This window comes from Aeromonas sobria (genome assembly GCF_000820145.1).
In the GTDB taxonomy this organism is placed as follows: domain Bacteria; phylum Pseudomonadota; class Gammaproteobacteria; order Enterobacterales; family Aeromonadaceae; genus Aeromonas; species Aeromonas sobria.
This window is the reverse complement of the sequence record NZ_CDBW01000036.1, coordinates 75,841-91,659: the sequence shown is the minus strand read 5'-3', so window position 1 is coordinate 91,659 and position 15,819 is coordinate 75,841. Positions and strand designations below refer to the sequence as shown.

Here is a 15,819-nt window from a genome sequence, read left to right as displayed (position 1 = left end):
GCCGCGCCGGGATGACAAGGGATTTTTTGAAGATAATCACGAAATCTTCAAATTATTCAATTAGAAACAGCTTATTCAGTGTATATATACAATGTTATCCACAATCTGGCTGTTTCACTCCCTTTTTAGCGTCATTTTGTCGCCATTACTGGCCTCTGGAATGCCATACTGGAGCCGATAACCTCTCCCGAGTGGTCCATGGTAGCGCCAATCAGGAAAGCTGGTTACCATGGAGGTGAATATAGTGTTGCACCTTTTTTGCTTTCATTTACAAAAGGTCTTTTAAGATGAATTTATCCAAGTTTCCCGTATATATGCAGGCCGCAATCCTTGCTCTGATATTGGCAGTGGTTGGTTACCTGGTAGCCCAAGCCCTGCACTTCTCTTTAAAAGCAGAAGTGATTTTTGCTGCAGGTCTGGCCATCGGCGGTTTTGTGGTCCCGCTGTTCCTGAAGCGAACCCAGGCTGATGCCGCTGAATCAATCACCAGTCAGGAGACTTGCACCTTATATGTAGGTAACCTGCCCTATCGCGCCAACGAGATTGCGGTGCGCGAATTGTTTGCCGAACAGGGCCAAGTGATATCCGTGCGGTTGATGAAGGACAAGGCCACCGGCAAGCGCAGAGGTTTCGGTTTCGTGGAGATGCCCGCCGCCGATGCCGCCAGAGCGATTGCCGCTTTGAATGATAAAGAGTACCAGCAGCGCACCCTCAAGGTACGTGAAGCGAATGACAAACGTGATAAAGAGGAAAGGGAAGGTAGCGAAGCTGACGTCTAACCGCTCGTCAGAACCTCACCTCTTCCAGTGATGACAGCCCCCATGCTTGCAAGGGGGCTGTCAGTTTTTTGGCCTCCCCATCCAGCCGGGTACAGTAAGCCCTGGCAATCACCTCTTCTATATATACTGGCTGCACGGCGGCATGCCCGCCATTGCTCAGCAACCAGGCCACCCGTTTGGCAACAGCACTGCCCGAGTCAATCAACTGACACTGCGGCATCAGTTGCTGTATCTCTTCATTTAGTAGTGGGAAATGGGTACACCCCAACACCAGCGTATCCGGCACGCTTTCCCCTTCCAGCCAGTCCGCCAACACTTCTTGCAGCAGCGCCATATTGACCGGCAACCCCGCCAGCTTGTGTTCTGCTTCTATTACCAACTCGGTGGTGCCTTTAAGCAAAACCCGCTTGCCCGGTGCAAACTGGGCTATCAACTCATGGGTATAATGCCGGCTCACCGTACCCGGCGTGGCCAACAGACCGATACAGCCATTGCGGGTCTGGGCCGCGGCCGGTTTGATGGCGGGCACCACTCCCACCACCGGAATATCCAGTGCCGCGCGCAGTGCTGGCAGGCAGATAGTGCTAGCGGTATTGCAGGCAATGACCACCAGATCAATATGATGACGGGACACCATGGTAGTGACCAATCGGGAACAAGCGGCAATCAGGGCCGGTTCGCTTAGCTCACCATAGGGGAAGTTGGCGTTATCGAAACAGTAGAAATAGTGGTGTGCCGGCAGCGCGCGGCGGATCTCGCGATAGATGGTCAAGCCACCCATACCGGAATCAAACACGAGAATATTGGCCACTTGACCTCCCCTTTGGTGCAAGGCGGCGATCATACTCCCGCCTGTGCCCAATAGAAAAGGCCCCGCATATAGCAGGGCCTCGGTTTTCGCCTGAAAACGACAGCGCGCTTAACCTTAAAAACGATAGTCTGCGGTCACCTTGGCTTCGGCTCCTGGCGCAGCGTAGCCATACGCCCCCTCATAGTTACGATCGAAGAGGTTGTCGATTCGCCCCCCGAGGGTCAGGGCGTTGGTCGCCGGATAGGTCGCAGCCAGATTGAACACGGTATAAGAAGGTAACTGTTTAGTTGCCCCCAGATCGGTCCGTTCCCCGGTATAAAGGATCTCGCCAGACCACAGAACGGAGCCAAGACTGATTTCAGTAATCAAGCTGCCTTTATGCTTGGCCACCCGGTCCAACTGGCGATCTTGCTTGCTTCTATCCTGGGCTCGGGTGTAATCGTAACTCACCTTGTGGTGGAACGGCCCGGTGTCCAATCCAATGGCCAGCTCAGCACCTTCCAGTCGCACCTCTCCGATGTTGTAAGGGCGATAGTCAGGACCGTAATCAATCATTTCATTGATGTCGTTGCGATAAAGATTCGTTGACCAATCCCAGGCGCTATAGCGGCCGGATAAGCCCAGCTCAATATTCTTGCTCTCTTCTGGCTTGAGATAATCGCTTTTAGGGGAGTATGGAGAGTAAAGATCCATAAAGGTCGGGGCTTTGAACGCAGTTCCATAGCTCAGTCGCAGATGATGATTCTCATCGACATCCAAACCGCTGGCTGCAGACCAGGTGTTGTGGCGACCGTACTGCTCGTTGTCATCGGTCCTGCCGGAAAGCTCAAACAGGAACGGATTCCAGCCATAACTACCTACCATAAAAAGCCCTGTATTATCACGGTCAGGCGCAGTAAATGATTGACCACTCGAACGGGAATCAGACTTCAGCTGTTCCCGCTGCCAGTCGGCCCCCCCCGTGATATTTGCCCCTTTAATTAGGTTCCAGTTATTGACCCAAGAGAGGCGCGTCAAGCCAGTGTGAATCGGCTCGCCGCTAGCTTCACCCTTGTTATCAAGCCAAGTTTTTAGCTTGTTTTCGCCATAGCTAGCTTCCAGGCGACTAGAGATATTATCGCTTTTGAACAGCACTCCGCCATCAAGCTGGGCAGCCTGATTCCGATTCATATCGCTATAGTCACCGTCACTCTCGGTGATGTTATTAAAACCCTGAGCGTTAAAATCAGCGCTCCAGGCATCACTAAAGCTGTGGTTCAGGCCAACCTGACCGTTCAAACCGGCAAAGCCATCGCGATCTGGCTGCAGCGACGTCCAGCCATCTTGTGCCCGAACGTCGTAACCATCGGTACGCTCATAGCCGATCATCATATTCATATCGGTCTGCTGGCCGAGTGCCTGCACGGTTCTCAGCTCCCCAAGCCCATAACCATGTGATCCAACCCCACCTTTAACATGAGTCTCGTTGCCATTTTTTGCCGACGTTTTGGTGATGAGGTTGATAACACCACTGATGGCGTCAGAGCCATAGATGGCGGCTCGAGGCCCGCGGATATATTCAACACGCTCGATATTGCCTAGCGGAATCTGGCTAAGGTCATTACTACCGGTTACCAGAGTGGGGACCGGGCGGCCATTTACCAGCAGCAGGGAGTGCTTGCTTTTGGCCCCCCTGATGTAAAGGCTGCTTTGATGACCTCTCCCACCCAGCGTTGTAACCTGGACACCCGGCAGGGTTTTTAGCAGATCCGGCAAATTGTCTATCTGGCGGGCTTCAATCTCGGCGCGATCAATCACTACCACGGGAGCCAGCACCGAGCTGACCGGTTGTTCCACGCGATTGGCGGTGATCACCAGAGTTGGATTGATGGGGATGGTGGTTTGGGCAAACGCCGTCGTCGGCAACAGGGCAGCCGCCACCAGTAATGTCTTGGACATGAGAGATCCTTAAGTTCGCGTAAGTATCTACTTCGTGGCCGGTTTCTCTCGGCACGAAATACGAACTTTGGCAGGTCTTCGGGCTCGGGGGCTAATAACCTACGGCGACGGCTTCCCACCTGACGGCAGTGCCCTGATGTCGCTTCGCTCCCCCTTACCGCTGCGCGCCAGCTCCGGATTTTCACCGGATTCCCTATTAAGCATGATGCGCCAAAGCGGGAGGATTATAGGCAGAGCAAGGCTGGATGTATAGCCATCCAGATTTCTATGTATGGCCACCCAGCGCTGCCAGCCGCTGCTGTGCCCCCGCCATCACCGCCTGCACTCCGGGATGGGAGAGATGGCGGCCCGCCGAGACCAGATAGTAGGAAAGCGTCACCTCGGGCAGGGTGGCAATGCGTTCTACCCCGTAGAGACGCACAATCTCGTCGGCCATCGCCAGTGGCGCGGGAAAGATCCCCATCCCCGCCTTGCCGAACGACTTCATCAGAGTCGAGTCGTCAAACTGACCGACCAGATGGGGATGGATGCCCTGCTGGCGATACCACGCCAGCAACCGGTCGTGGGTGGCCGATTTGTCGCCGGGGATCAGCAGCGGCAACCCCTCCAGCGAGGCGGGAAAACCAGCCCGCGCCCGCGCTGCCAGCTCGGGTGTAGCAAACAGCGCCAGCGGGCTGCGTCCCAGTTCGTGGTTATAACCGCGCAGATTGCTGTCGGCTGGCAGCGGACGATCGATCAGCACCATGTCGAGCTTATGACGGGCCAGTTCGCTGAACAGCAACTCGGCCCGCTCTTCGTGGCATATCAACCGCAGCGGTGTCGCCAGCGCCATCGCCGGGGCCAGCAGCTCGAACGCCAACGCTCGGGGCACCGAGTCAGCGATCCCCACCTGCATGGTCAGCTCCTGACTGGCGTGGCGCAGGGAGTGTTCCAGCTCGGCGCCGAGCGAAAAAATCGCCCCCGCCTGCTCCTGCGCTTGCCGTCCAGCAGCCGTCAGTTCGAGGCGGCGCCCCACCCGGTTGAACAGCGCCACCCCGAGGGAGCTCTCCAGTTCGGCGACCTGACCGCTGATAGTCTGCGGCGTGAGATGCAACTGTTGCGCCGCCTGCGTCACGCTGCCACTGCGCGCCACATGCCAGAAGTAGTAGAGCTGTTTGTAGTTGAGCATGCCGTCCTCTATCAGTTTTTACCGAACAACCATCAGTCAGAATCTGATTTTATCGAAACATCGCGGGCTCTAGCATGCAACCATTATCTCCACTCCAACCCGCGAGCCCTCATGCTGGACGTTGTTGTTCTGTTCTTTCTGTTTGGTCTGTTGGCCGGTCTGGTGCGATCAGAACTGAAACTGCCGCCCGCGCTCTACGATACCCTCTCCCTTTTCCTGCTGCTGGCCATTGGCCTCAAGGGCGGCGTCGGTCTGGCCCAACAACCCCTGTTACCCCTGCTACCACAGCTGGCGCTGGTTATCCTGCTCGGGGTGGTGCAGACCCTGGCAGGCTTTGCCCTGCTGCGGATCAAGATGAACCGGGTCGATGCCGCCGCCACCGCCGCCCATTACGGCTCGGTCAGCGTGGCCACCTTTGCGGTCGGGGTGAACTGGCTGACCGAGCGCGGCATCAGTTTTGAATCACAGCTCTCCATCTTCCTCGCGGTGATGGAGATCCCGGCCATCCTGGTGGGGATCGTGCTGGCTCGCGGCATCAGCCGCGAGACCCGCTGGCGCATGCTGGCTCACGAAACCTTCCTCGGCAAAGGGGTGACCCTGCTGTTGGGTGGTATGGCCATCGGTTATCTGGCTGGCCCGGATGGCGTTGCCCCGCTCAAACCGCTGTTCGTCGACCTGTTCAAGGGGGCACTGGCGCTGTTCCTGCTGGAGATGGGGCTGATCGTCGCACGCCAGTGTCAGGACCTGCGCAAACATGGCTTCTTCCTGCTCGGCTTCGCGCTGTTGATGCCGCTGGCCTCTGCCTTACTGGGACTGGCGGTTGGCCAAATCATAGGGCTCTCACTCGGCGGCCTGACCCTGCTGGCCACCCTGGCGGCCAGTGCATCCTATATTGCTGTGCCGGCCACCATGCGTATCGCCCTGCCGCAGGCCAACCCCGGTTTGTCCCTCAGCGCCGTGCTGGGGGTCACCTTCCCGTTCAACATCATACTGGGGATCCCGCTCTACCACAGCTGGGCCCACCACTTTACGGAGTAGCCACATGCAGACCGAGACCCGCACCCTGCTCACCGTCATCACAGAGGCGAATCTGGAACCCACTCTGCTGCGCACCCTCACCACAGAGGGACTGCGCGGCTACACCATCACCGATGCCCGGGGTCGGGGTGATCACGGCGAGCGCAACGCCAGCTGGAGTGAGAGCGGCAACATCCGGCTGGAGGCGATCTGCAACCGCGAGCAGGCGGAGCGGCTGCTGGCACACCTGCAGAGTCGCTACTACCCCGACTACGCCATGATCGCCTTTTTGCAACCGGTCGAAATCGTGCGACCCGAGAAATTCTGAGCCGGCTTGCCGGCTCTTTTTGTTCACTTAAAGCAAACGTTTAACAGCAAGGAACCAATACACATGAACACCCCTCCGCTGATCGGCCTGGTAATGGGCTCCGACTCCGACTGGCCCGTGCTGCAGGCCGCCGCCCGCATCCTCAAGGAGCACGGCGTCCCCTACGAAGCGCGCGTAGTCTCGGCCCATCGGACCCCGGACCTGCTGTTCGAGTATGCCGCCAGTGCCCGCGATCGTGGCCTGCGCGCCATCATCGCCGGGGCCGGTGGCGCCGCCCACCTGCCGGGCATGGTCGCCGCCAAGACCACCCTGCCGGTGCTGGGGGTGCCTATCCCTTCCCGCCACCTCAAGGGGATGGACTCCCTGCTCTCCATCGTGCAGATGCCTAAAGGCGTGCCGGTCGCCACCTTCGCCATCGGCGAGGCGGGGGCCGCCAATGCCGCCCTGTTCGCGGTCTCCCTGCTCTCGGTCGCCCGGGATGACGACGCCCCCCGCTACCGGCAGCAGCTCGACGACTTCCGCACCCACGAGCGCGACCGGGTGCTGGCGCTGCAACTGGAGGAGCCGACATGATAGTGCCCCCCGCCACCCTCGGCATGCTGGGGGGCGGCCAGCTTGGCCGCTACTTCGTGATGGCCGCCCACCGCCTCGGCTACAAGGTGGTGGTGCTGGATCCTGACCCGGCCAGCATCGCCGGTGCCGCCGCCGATCACCATATTGTCGCCCCCTATGACGACACCGCCGCACTGCATGATCTGGCCAGCCGCTGCGAGGCCATCAGCTGCGAGTTCGAGAACGTGCCCGCCGCCACTCTCGCCCTACTGGAAAAACAAAAACCGGTGCGGCCAGCCGCCAGCGCGGTGCGCATCTGTCAGGATCGCCGCGAGGAGAAGGCCTTTCTGCGCGGGGCCAATATCCCGGTCGCCCCCCATCTGGCGCTGCTGGCGGGAGATCCCATCCCCGCACAGGCCAGCACGCTGTTCCCCGCCATCCTCAAGACCGCCCGCGAGGGGTACGACGGCAAGGGACAGTGGCAGGTCGGCAATCTGGATGAGCTGGCGAGCGCGCTGACTGCCAGTGGCGTACCCTGCGTGCTGGAGAAACGTCTGCCGCTGGAGGGGGAATTTGCCCTGACCCTTGCCCGCAGTCCAAGCGGTACCATCAGCGCCCTGCCGCTGGTGCAGAACTGGCACAGCGGCGGCATTCTCGATCAGACCCGCTCCCCGGCCAATGTGCAGGCGCTGGAGAGTGAAGCCAAAGGGATAGCCGAGCGGCTAATCGCCGCCCTTGATTACGTCGGGGTGCTGACGGTGGAGTTCTTCCTGGTGGGCGGCCAGCTGTTGGTCAACGAGCTGGCGCCCCGCCCCCACAACTCGGGCCACCCCAGCCTCGACAACGCCGCATGCAGCCAGTTCGAGCTGCAGGTGCGCGCCCTGTGCGATCTGCCGCTGCCAGAGCAGATCGTCGTGCGCCCCGCCCTGTTAATCAACCTGCTGGGGGATCTCTGGCAAAACGGCACGCCCGACTGGGCCGCCCTGCTGGCGCTGCCCGGTCTGCATCTGCACCTCTACGGCAAGGGCGACCCCCGCCCCGGCCGCAAGATGGGCCATATCACAGTAACCGGTGGTGAGTGGTCAACGGTGGAGGAGACCTGCCGTCAGGCCCGCCAGCTGCTGGGGCTAGCGCCACGCTGATCGACCATCGGAAATGCAAAGACCCGGGCATGGCCCGGGTCTTTGTTTTTGCTTGCTGTGGCAGGGAGGCTTATCAGGCCCGCTCCACCGCTACCGGCGCCGGCAGGCGGATGGTGAGGGAGAGCACCAGCGCCACCACCAGCAACACCAGGATCAGGTTGAAGGTCGCCATAAAGCCGCCAAACAGGGAGGCAACGATGGAGCCGATGATGCTGCCCAGACCAAAGCCTAAGTAGATGACGCCGTAGTTCTTGGTCAGGTTGTTGAGACCGAAGAAGTCGCTCACCAGCGAGGGGTAGACGGTGATGGTGCCGCCGAAGCTAAATGCCACACAGGCGACTGCCACGAAGAAGAGGTTGGCATTGAGCGGCACGAACAGCAGCAGCACCATGCCCGCCAGGGTAATCAGCTGGGCGATGGTGATGACCCGAATGCGGGACATCTTGTCGGAGAGGATACCCAGCACCAGACGGCCACCCAGGTTGGCCATGGCGATGATGGCAACGGCGTTGGCCGCCACCGCAGTCGACAGACCGACCATGCTTTCGCCGATGTCTTTGGCGACGCCGATGACGTAGAGGCCGCTCATGCAGGCGGTGAGGAACATCAGCGCCAGCATCCAGTATTGCGGCTTGCGCATCGCCTCAGCCAGGGTGAAGTCACGACTCTCGGTCTGTTGCAAAGAGGCGGCCTGCTTGGGCGCATCCTTCATCAACATGCCGCCCACCAGCACCATGGACATGGCGATCAAGCCCCACAGCTGGAAGGTGGTCTCAAGACCCGCGCTGGAGAGCAGCAGCAGGTTGATGTATTTGAAACCGAGACTGCCGAGGCCATAGGCCCCGATGGAGCAGGCGGAGATGAGCCCTTTGCGCTCCGGGAACCACTTCACACAGTTGGAGAGGGTCATCAGGTAGCCGGTACCGTCGGCAAAACCGACCAGAATGCCCGCGCAGAGGTAGAGCATCGCCAGATTGCTGGCATGGGCGGTGAGGAAGAAGCCGATGCCGAGCAGCACGCCAGCACCCAGGGTGACGTTGCGCACCCCGAACCGCTCCTGCAGCTTGCCAGCCATGGAGGAGGCGACTGCCAGCGACAGGCTGAGCAGGCCAAAGGCAAACGCCACCTGACTCACCGGCTCGTCCAGCTTGTCGGAGAGCTGGGCGTTGAACAGGCTCCAGGTGTAGACAGAACCCAGCGCGAACTGGGTGATGATGGTACCGATCAGTGTCAGGTAGCGGGTGCGGTTCATCTCTTTGGTCATGATGCGTCTCGGTCGATGGCCTTAAGGAAATTGAGGCCACTATAGGCAAGACGCAGCTCGCGCCGATCGATTAAGGCATGAAATGCAGATCGGCGGGAATGAATGACAATCAGAGCCGCATCAGCTGACGGAACGCCTTGATGTTGCTGCGACTGACCGGCACCTCGAACGGCAGATCATGGAGCCGGATGAGATAGGTGCTGTTAAACCAGGGGACTATTTCGCGGATCTTGTTGATGTTGACGCAGTAGGAGCGGTGGCAGCGAAAGAACCCCTCGGCCGGCAAGCGGCTGACAAACTCGCTGATGGTCATGGTCATCACGTAGCGATCATCGCGGGTGTAGACATAGGTGAGCTTCTCGTCGGCTTCGGCGTAGTAGATCTGCTCGCAGGGGGTGACTATGATGCGCTCCCCCTTCACCAGATTGACGGTGCGATTCTGCGGGCTGATCACGTCGCCGCTCGCCTCCCCCGTAATGGCTGGCTGCGACTTGCCCGCATGCTCGAGCTTTTGCAGCAGATTGATGATGCGCGGCTCGTTGTAGGGTTTGAGGATGTAGTCAAATGCCTCCAGCTCGAACGCCTCCACCGCAAACTCCTTGTAGGCAGTGACGAAGACGATGTGGGGCGGATGGCTCGACTTATGCAGATTCTTGGCCAGCAGCAGGCCATCAATGGAGGGGATCTGGATATCCAGAAATACCACATCCACCTCGTGATCCTGCAGGTATTTGAACGCCTCCAGCCCATCCTCGAAGCTCGCCACTATCTCGATGGTGCTGTGCTGATTCACCAGATAGATCAGCTCCTCACGGGCCAGATACTCGTCTTCCACAATGATCGCTTTCAGCATGACAACACCTCTCGCGGCACACACTTATCTTCAACCATGATGGCACTCAGCATGGCATCGACTCCTGATCCGGCAGATAGAAACTCACTTCGGTACCCGGCTCCAGCCGCTTGAGATGCAGGCCGTCGCCATAGAGCAGCTTGACCCGCTGATGCACGTTCATCAGGCCGATGCTGCGGCTCTCCACCCGACCGGCGGCCACCCCGTCGATCACCGCCTGACTGATGCCGTAACCGGTGTCACGCACCGCTACCCGGATACCGCCCGCCAGCTGTTTCACCTCGATGGTGACCCGGCCCGGCGCGCTGCGGGGCTGGATGCCGTGCAGGATGGCGTTTTCCACCAGCGGCTGCAACAGCAGGCTCGGCACCTGAATGTGTACGTCGTCCACCTCGAACACCACCTCCAGCTTGTCGCCGAAACGGGCCTGCTCGATGGCCACGTAGTCGCGCACCTGCTGCAGCTCCTCCTGAATGTCGATCAACTCATCCCCCTTGTTGAGGTTGTAGCGCAGATAATCCGCCAGATTGGCAATAAGCTGGCGCGCCTGCTGGGGCCGGATGCGGATCAGTGACGAGATGGCGTTGAGGGCATTGAACAGGAAGTGCGGGTTGATCTTGCTCTGCAGCGCGGTGAACTCCGCCTTGCGGGTCATCTCCTTGAGTTGCTCGATACGCGACACCTCCATCTGGGTGGAGATGAGCTGGGAGAGGCCCACCGCCATCTCCCGCAGCGAGCTAGTGATGCTGTGGGTGCGGCGGTAATAGATCTTGAGGGTGCCGCTCACCGAGCCATTTTCCCGCAGCGGAATAATGATGACCGAGTGGAAATCGGAGAGGTGATACTGGCGCAGATCGTTGTTGATGATGATCTGGTCGAGCAGCACCGCCTGCTGGGTCATGCCGCTGATGGCGTGGTGCTCGTCCAGCTCGTAATAGTCCTTGCCCACCCCGACATAGGCCAGCACGTCATGGGTATCTGTGATGGCCACCGCATCGGCGCTGATATCGCGCCGGATCACAGCGCACACCTGACTGAGGGAGTGGCGATCGATGTTCTGGAAGAAGGGCAGCGTCTTGTTGGCGATATCCAGCGCCAGCTTGGCCTGCTTGGCGGCAATCAGCTCCTTCTCGTCATCCAGATCCTGCACCAGCTTGATGATGAGGCCGATGCAGAGCGCCCCGGCGATCATCGGATAGGCGATGTGGCTGACGATCTCCACCCCCACCGAGTGGGGCTCGGTCAGCTGCCAGATCAGCAGCATGGTCAGCCCTTCACACAGCATCCCCGCCAGAATGCCATAGAGCCAGAGCCGCGACTTGCGGCAGCGCAGGTGCAGCCAGGTGGCGAGCAGACCGGCGATAATACTGGCGATGAGGCAAGGGATGGAGGTGTGACCATCCATGTCGATGAGGTAGCGGTGCAGACCGGAGATGACCCCGGCCGGAATGCCGACCCAGGGGCCAAACAGGATGCCACCGGAGATGATGGCAATGATCCGCACGTTGATCAGCGCCCCCTCCACCGGAATGCCGGTGTAGGTACTGAACACGGCGAACAGGCCGAAGATGGAGGCCACCAGCACCAGCTCGGCCGGGGTGTGATCACGCTTCTGAAACAACCGCTGGAACGGCCGGGTGCGGGTCAGGAAGAAGAGGGTCATCAGCATCAGCGCCGCCCGTTCGAACACCGCCAATAACATCATCTGATTCTCAAGCATCTGCGCCCCCTTGCGGCAACCCGACAGGTCACCATAACCCCGACCAATAAACCGGGGCCGGATAAACCAGCCCCTGTGACATCAACAGTACTGACCAGCTACCCAGCCGGAGGACCAGGCCCACTGGAAGTTGTAGCCACCGAGCCAGCCGGTCACATCCACCACTTCGCCGATGAAGTAGAGGCCGGGTACCTCGCGCGCCGCCATGGTCTTGGAGGAGAGCTCGTTGGTATCGACGCCACCCAGGGTCACTTCGGCGGTGCGATACCCCTCGGTGCCGTTGGGCAGGATCTGCCAGTCACCCAGCAGGTTGGCCACCGCCTCCAGCTCTCGCTCGTTGTACTGGCGCATCGGCTTGCTGACCAGCTGACCCAGCTCCAGCAGCTTGTCGACGAAGCGCTTGGGCAGCTCGCGCCCCAGCACGGTTTTCAGCTCCTGCGCCGGGTGCGCCTGTGCCCACTCCCGCAGGGCGGCCGGAATATCCAGCTCCGGCAGCAGGTTGATGTGGATCTTCTCGCCGGCATGCCAGTAGGAGGAGATCTGCAGGATAACGGGGCCGGAGAGGCCGCGATGGGTGAACAACAATGCCTCTTTAAAGCGGGTGCCATCCTCGGCGGTCACCGCTACCGGCAGGCTGATGCCCGCCAGATCGGCGAATGCCTCTTTCTCTGCCTGATGGAGGGTAAAGGGCACCAGACCGGCGCGGGTCGGCAGCACCTTGAGGCCGAACTGCTCCGCCAGCTTGAAGCCATAAGGGGTGGCCCCCAGCTTGGGCATGGAGAGGCCGCCGGTCGCCACCACCAACGAATGGCAGCCGATGTCACCCTTGCTGGTGGTCAGCACGAAACCCTCATCCTGTTTGCTGACGCTGAGGATCTCGGTCTGGAACTGCAGGGTCACCCCGGCCCAGTCGCACTCGGTGAGCAGCGCGTCGACGATCTCCTTGGCGCTCTCGAGGCAGAACAGCTGCCCCAGAGTGCGCTCGTGATAGTTGACCCCGTGCCGGTCCACCAGATCGATGAAATCCTGTTGGGTGTAGCGGGCCAGCGCCGACTTGCTGAAGTGAGGGTTGGCGCAGAGGTAGGCGTGGGCGCCCGCCTGATGGTTGGTGAAGTTGCAGCGACCACCGCCACTGATGAGGATCTTGCGGCCCGGCTTCTTGGCGTTGTCGAGCACCAGCACAGATCGACCACGGTAGCCCGCCTGCGCCGCACACATCAATCCGGCCGCACCGGCCCCAATCACCACCACATCGACCTGCTTCATCATCACTCACTTATCAAAAGAAAAACGGCACCTGGCCAGAACCGCGATTGCCTCTGGCAGAACACAACGTTGGCTTCGCATCAGAATAAACAACGGCCCTTAAAAGGGCCGTTATTGTACTGGCTGAACACTAAGTGTCCACGACTATCAGGCGTTGCTGTCCATGATGCTGGCAGGGGCGCCCTTGGCCAGTTCGGCCAGCTCCTTGTCGATGAAGTAGAGGCCTTTGCCATCTTCACCCACCAGACCCAGACGGTCGACGATGCTCTTGAACAGCTTCTCCTCTTCATGCTGCTCGGCCACATACCACTGCAGGAAGTTGAAGGTGGAGTAGTCCTGGGTGGTGAAGGCCACGTGGGCCAGACCATTGATGCACTTGGTGATGTGGTACTCGTGCTCCAGGGTAGAGCGGAACACGTCACCCAGCGACTTGAACTCATAGGGAGGGGCATCGATGGCACCCAGACGAGGCATGGCACCGGTCTCGCTCACGTAGGTGAACAGGCGCTCCATGTGCTGGCGCTCCTCGACCGCGTGCTGGCGCAGGAAGGTCGCTGCCCCTTCAAAGCCCTTGTCTTCACACCAGGCACTCATCTGCAGATAGAGATTGGAGGAGTAGAACTCCAGGTTAATCTGCTCGTTCAACTTTTCGATCATGGCTTGGGCCAGCATCTTGTTTCTCCTCAGTGATGTGGTATCGATTGTCGCCACACTCCGGCTTCGAATCAACCCATCAACGAGAGGGAGATCCCGTTTCTTTCAGCTCAGGGGGTCAGCTCGCCAAGGGAGACGACATCCACCGGCGCAGCATAATCGACACCCGGCAGCTCGAAGCCGTTGAGCTGCATGAAATCCTGCCGCAATCCGGCAAAGTCCCCCAGAGCGTGGAAATTCTCCGGCGTCACCTTGGGCCAGAGGGCCGAGACAGCGGCCTGAATGGCCGGGTCCAGCTCGTGGTCATCCATCCGGATCAGCCGGTTACCATCGGCTACTACTCCTTGCGGGCCATACATCTTGGCGGCAAACAGTCGCTGCATCTGCTCGATACAACCCTCATGGACGCCGCGCTCCTTCATCACCCCCATCAGCAGGCCCAGATAGACCGGCAGCACCGGAATATAGGCGCTCGCCTTGGTCACCAGCGCCTTGCAGACCGATACCCAGGCGTGACCGCCTACTTCCGCCAGTTGCAGGTTGATGGTCTCGGCGGTGGCGTGCAGATGCTCCTTGGCATAACCGATGGTGCCATCCCGATAGAGGGGATAGGTGGATTCGGGGCCGATATAGGAGTAGGCCACGGTCTGGACGCCAGCGGCCAGACAATCGGCCTGCTGCAACGCCTGCATCCAGAGCTGCCAATCCTCGCCACCCATCACAGTGACGGTGTCGCGGATCTCCTCCGGGGTGGCGGGGGCCAGCGACTGCTGCACCAGGGTATCCTGCTCCAGATCCAGCCCCCAGCCGCTGAACGGCTGACCGGTGGTCTTGAGTACCGAACGCACTTGAGTGCCGTCGGGCAGCACCCGAATGCCGCTCGCCAGCGAGTAGATCACCAGATCCACCTGCCCCAATTGCTGGCGGATGGTGTCGATGGCCTGCTGGCGCATGCCATCAGAGAAGGCATCACCGATCAGGTTGATGGCGATACGCCCCTCTTGCTCCGCCGCCTGCCGAAACCAGATGTTGTTGTACCAACCAGCGCTGCCCTGCCCCTTGTCGGAGGGGCCGCGCTCGAACGAGATACCTATGGTGTCGGCCTGCGCGCCGAAGGCGAGTGCGATGCGCGACGCCAGCCCGAAACCGGAGGAGGCCCCCAGCACCAGCACCCGCTTGGGCCCATTGAACTGGCCAGCGGCCTTGATCCGTTCGATCTGCTGCTGCACGGCGGCACGACAACCGATGGGGTGACAGTTGCGGGCAACACAGCCCTTGATCTGTGGGTGAATAATCATGAATGAATCTCCAGGGCATCAAGGCGATATGAGGAACGACCGTTGCGGGCAAACCCACACCACACCTGACTCTGCGGGTGAATGATCATGGGAAGGCCGCCAAAGAAACTGGCTACAGCATAACCAAATCGCGGGAGATTAACTTGATGCCAGATCGCTATCAGTCAGAAAAGCAGCAGGAAATGAGGCAGAAAAACAAAAGGGAGCACATGGCTCCCCAAAGCGGTATTCAGATGCTTTTTGTTGTTTTGTGTTCATTGCGAAGCACGGGCCCATCCTATGCCTCTCCCCCCTGATCGGCAAGCCAGGGGGTGTGACCGGCTTCAAACTCTTGTTTAATTTATAGGCAAACAATGGTTAATAACTGAGTGGCTCACCCTGTGACACACGAAATTAAACTCATTTAAATCCCAAAACTGTGCCTGATACACCATTTTAGTTTCAGCAGAGATGGGTATAGTGGGCTGAAGGATCGGTAAGGAGATACCCCATGAGTGGAACAACCTATTACAAGCATATTCTGGCTGCGATCGACCTCTCTGAAGATAACCGCAAGGTGATCGACAAGGCGGTGGACAGAGCTCGCTCCAACGGCGCCAAGCTGTCAGTTATCCATGTCGATGTAGACCTCAAGGATCTCTACACCGAGATGATCGATATCGACATCGACAACGTGCAGGATCAGGTGATCGCTGAAGCGAAAGAGAAGCTGGAGGCATTTCTGGCCTCGGTGGACTATCCCATCGAGAAGAAGCTGGTGATCTGTGGCGATCTGAGCGAGCGGGTCAATCAGGCGGTCAAGGAGTATGAAATCGACCTGCTGGTGTGCGGCCATCGCCAGAGCTTCTGGAGCCTGCTCACCTCCAGTGCCCGTCAGCTGATGAATACGGTGCCGTGCGATCTGCTGGTCGTCCCCTTGCAGAAGTAATGAAACCGGCGTAGTTTGATTTGCTATGAATATGACCGCATTCAATCACAACTACTGGTGGTGCTGCTCCTAAACAGGCGGCACCGCGTTTCTATTCAAGA

Annotated in this window: 15 protein-coding genes and 1 riboswitch; of the genes, 6 read left to right on the top strand and 9 right to left on the bottom strand. The window is 59.5% G+C overall.

Annotated elements, in window-relative coordinates; translation table 11 throughout:
* Positions 1–287: 287 nt before the first annotated feature.
* Positions 288–779 carry an RNA recognition motif domain-containing protein gene (locus tag BN1135_RS16700; RefSeq protein WP_042023013.1) on the top strand — a complete coding sequence of 164 codons (492 nt, stop codon included), beginning with the start codon at positions 288–290 and terminating at the stop codon, positions 777–779.
* Between the two features lie 7 nt (positions 780–786).
* On the opposite strand, the gene murI is transcribed toward BN1135_RS16700, so the two are convergent.
* The 3 genes from murI to BN1135_RS16685 form a co-directional block, all read right to left on the bottom strand.
* The gene (gene murI / locus BN1135_RS16695) at positions 787–1,590 is read right to left on the bottom strand and encodes a glutamate racemase (RefSeq protein ID WP_042023012.1); all 804 of its coding nucleotides are present in this window, start codon (positions 1,588–1,590) and stop codon (positions 787–789) included.
* Between the two features lie 114 nt (positions 1,591–1,704).
* The gene (locus BN1135_RS16690; RefSeq protein ID WP_042023011.1) at positions 1,705–3,528 is read right to left on the bottom strand and encodes a TonB-dependent receptor domain-containing protein; all 1,824 of its coding nucleotides are present in this window, start codon (positions 3,526–3,528) and stop codon (positions 1,705–1,707) included.
* 52 nt (positions 3,529–3,580) lie between these two features.
* A riboswitch (cobalamin riboswitch) is annotated at positions 3,581–3,758 on the bottom strand.
* 35 nt (positions 3,759–3,793) lie between these two features.
* The gene (locus tag BN1135_RS16685) at positions 3,794–4,696 is read right to left on the bottom strand and encodes a LysR family transcriptional regulator (RefSeq protein ID WP_042023010.1); all 903 of its coding nucleotides are present in this window, start codon (positions 4,694–4,696) and stop codon (positions 3,794–3,796) included.
* Positions 4,697–4,807: 111 nt separating this feature from the next.
* Here BN1135_RS16685 and BN1135_RS16680 point away from each other — a divergent pair, with 111 nt between their 5' ends.
* The 4 genes from BN1135_RS16680 to BN1135_RS16665 all read left to right on the top strand — a co-directional run bounded on the left by BN1135_RS16680 (position 4,808) and on the right by BN1135_RS16665 (position 7,735).
* Positions 4,808–5,734 (top strand): sodium-dependent bicarbonate transport family permease, encoded by a 927-nt coding sequence (locus BN1135_RS16680; RefSeq protein WP_042023009.1) that lies wholly within the window; start codon positions 4,808–4,810, stop codon positions 5,732–5,734.
* 4 nt (positions 5,735–5,738) lie between these two features.
* A complete protein-coding gene (locus tag BN1135_RS16675) occupies positions 5,739–6,041 on the top strand; it encodes a P-II family nitrogen regulator (RefSeq protein WP_042023008.1) in 303 nt (100 codons plus the stop codon).
* Positions 6,042–6,104: 63 nt separating this feature from the next.
* Positions 6,105–6,614: a 5-(carboxyamino)imidazole ribonucleotide mutase gene (gene purE / locus BN1135_RS16670; RefSeq protein WP_042023007.1), complete on the top strand. Its 510-nt coding sequence runs from the start codon at positions 6,105–6,107 to the stop codon at positions 6,612–6,614.
* Positions 6,611–7,735: a 5-(carboxyamino)imidazole ribonucleotide synthase gene (locus BN1135_RS16665; protein ID WP_042023006.1), complete on the top strand. Its 1,125-nt coding sequence runs from the start codon at positions 6,611–6,613 to the stop codon at positions 7,733–7,735. Before purE ends, BN1135_RS16665 begins: the two co-directional genes overlap by 4 nt.
* 73 nt (positions 7,736–7,808) lie before the next feature.
* On the opposite strand, the gene BN1135_RS16660 is transcribed toward BN1135_RS16665, so the two are convergent.
* The 6 genes from BN1135_RS16660 to fabV all read right to left on the bottom strand — a co-directional run bounded on the left by BN1135_RS16660 (position 7,809) and on the right by fabV (position 14,790).
* Positions 7,809–8,999, bottom strand: coding sequence for an L-lactate MFS transporter (locus BN1135_RS16660; protein WP_042023005.1), 1,191 nt, complete (start codon positions 8,997–8,999; stop codon positions 7,809–7,811).
* A gap of 109 nt (positions 9,000–9,108) precedes the next feature.
* Positions 9,109–9,852 (bottom strand): LytR/AlgR family response regulator transcription factor, encoded by a 744-nt coding sequence (locus BN1135_RS16655; RefSeq protein ID WP_042023004.1) that lies wholly within the window; start codon positions 9,850–9,852, stop codon positions 9,109–9,111.
* 46 nt (positions 9,853–9,898) lie between these two features.
* A complete protein-coding gene (locus BN1135_RS16650) occupies positions 9,899–11,572 on the bottom strand; it encodes a sensor histidine kinase (RefSeq protein WP_042023003.1) in 1,674 nt (557 codons plus the stop codon).
* A gap of 81 nt (positions 11,573–11,653) precedes the next feature.
* Positions 11,654–12,838: a BaiN/RdsA family NAD(P)/FAD-dependent oxidoreductase gene (locus BN1135_RS16645; RefSeq protein ID WP_082186824.1), complete on the bottom strand. Its 1,185-nt coding sequence runs from the start codon at positions 12,836–12,838 to the stop codon at positions 11,654–11,656.
* Between the two features lie 147 nt (positions 12,839–12,985).
* Positions 12,986–13,510, bottom strand: coding sequence for a non-heme ferritin (gene ftnA, locus BN1135_RS16640; RefSeq protein ID WP_042023001.1), 525 nt, complete (start codon positions 13,508–13,510; stop codon positions 12,986–12,988).
* Positions 13,511–13,602: 92 nt separating this feature from the next.
* The gene (gene fabV, locus BN1135_RS16635; RefSeq protein ID WP_042023000.1) at positions 13,603–14,790 is read right to left on the bottom strand and encodes an enoyl-ACP reductase FabV; all 1,188 of its coding nucleotides are present in this window, start codon (positions 14,788–14,790) and stop codon (positions 13,603–13,605) included.
* Positions 14,791–15,280: 490 nt separating this feature from the next.
* Here fabV and BN1135_RS16630 point away from each other — a divergent pair, with 490 nt between their 5' ends.
* Positions 15,281–15,718, top strand: coding sequence for a universal stress protein (locus BN1135_RS16630; protein ID WP_005339229.1), 438 nt, complete (start codon positions 15,281–15,283; stop codon positions 15,716–15,718).
* The last annotated feature ends 101 nt before the right edge of the window (positions 15,719–15,819 follow it).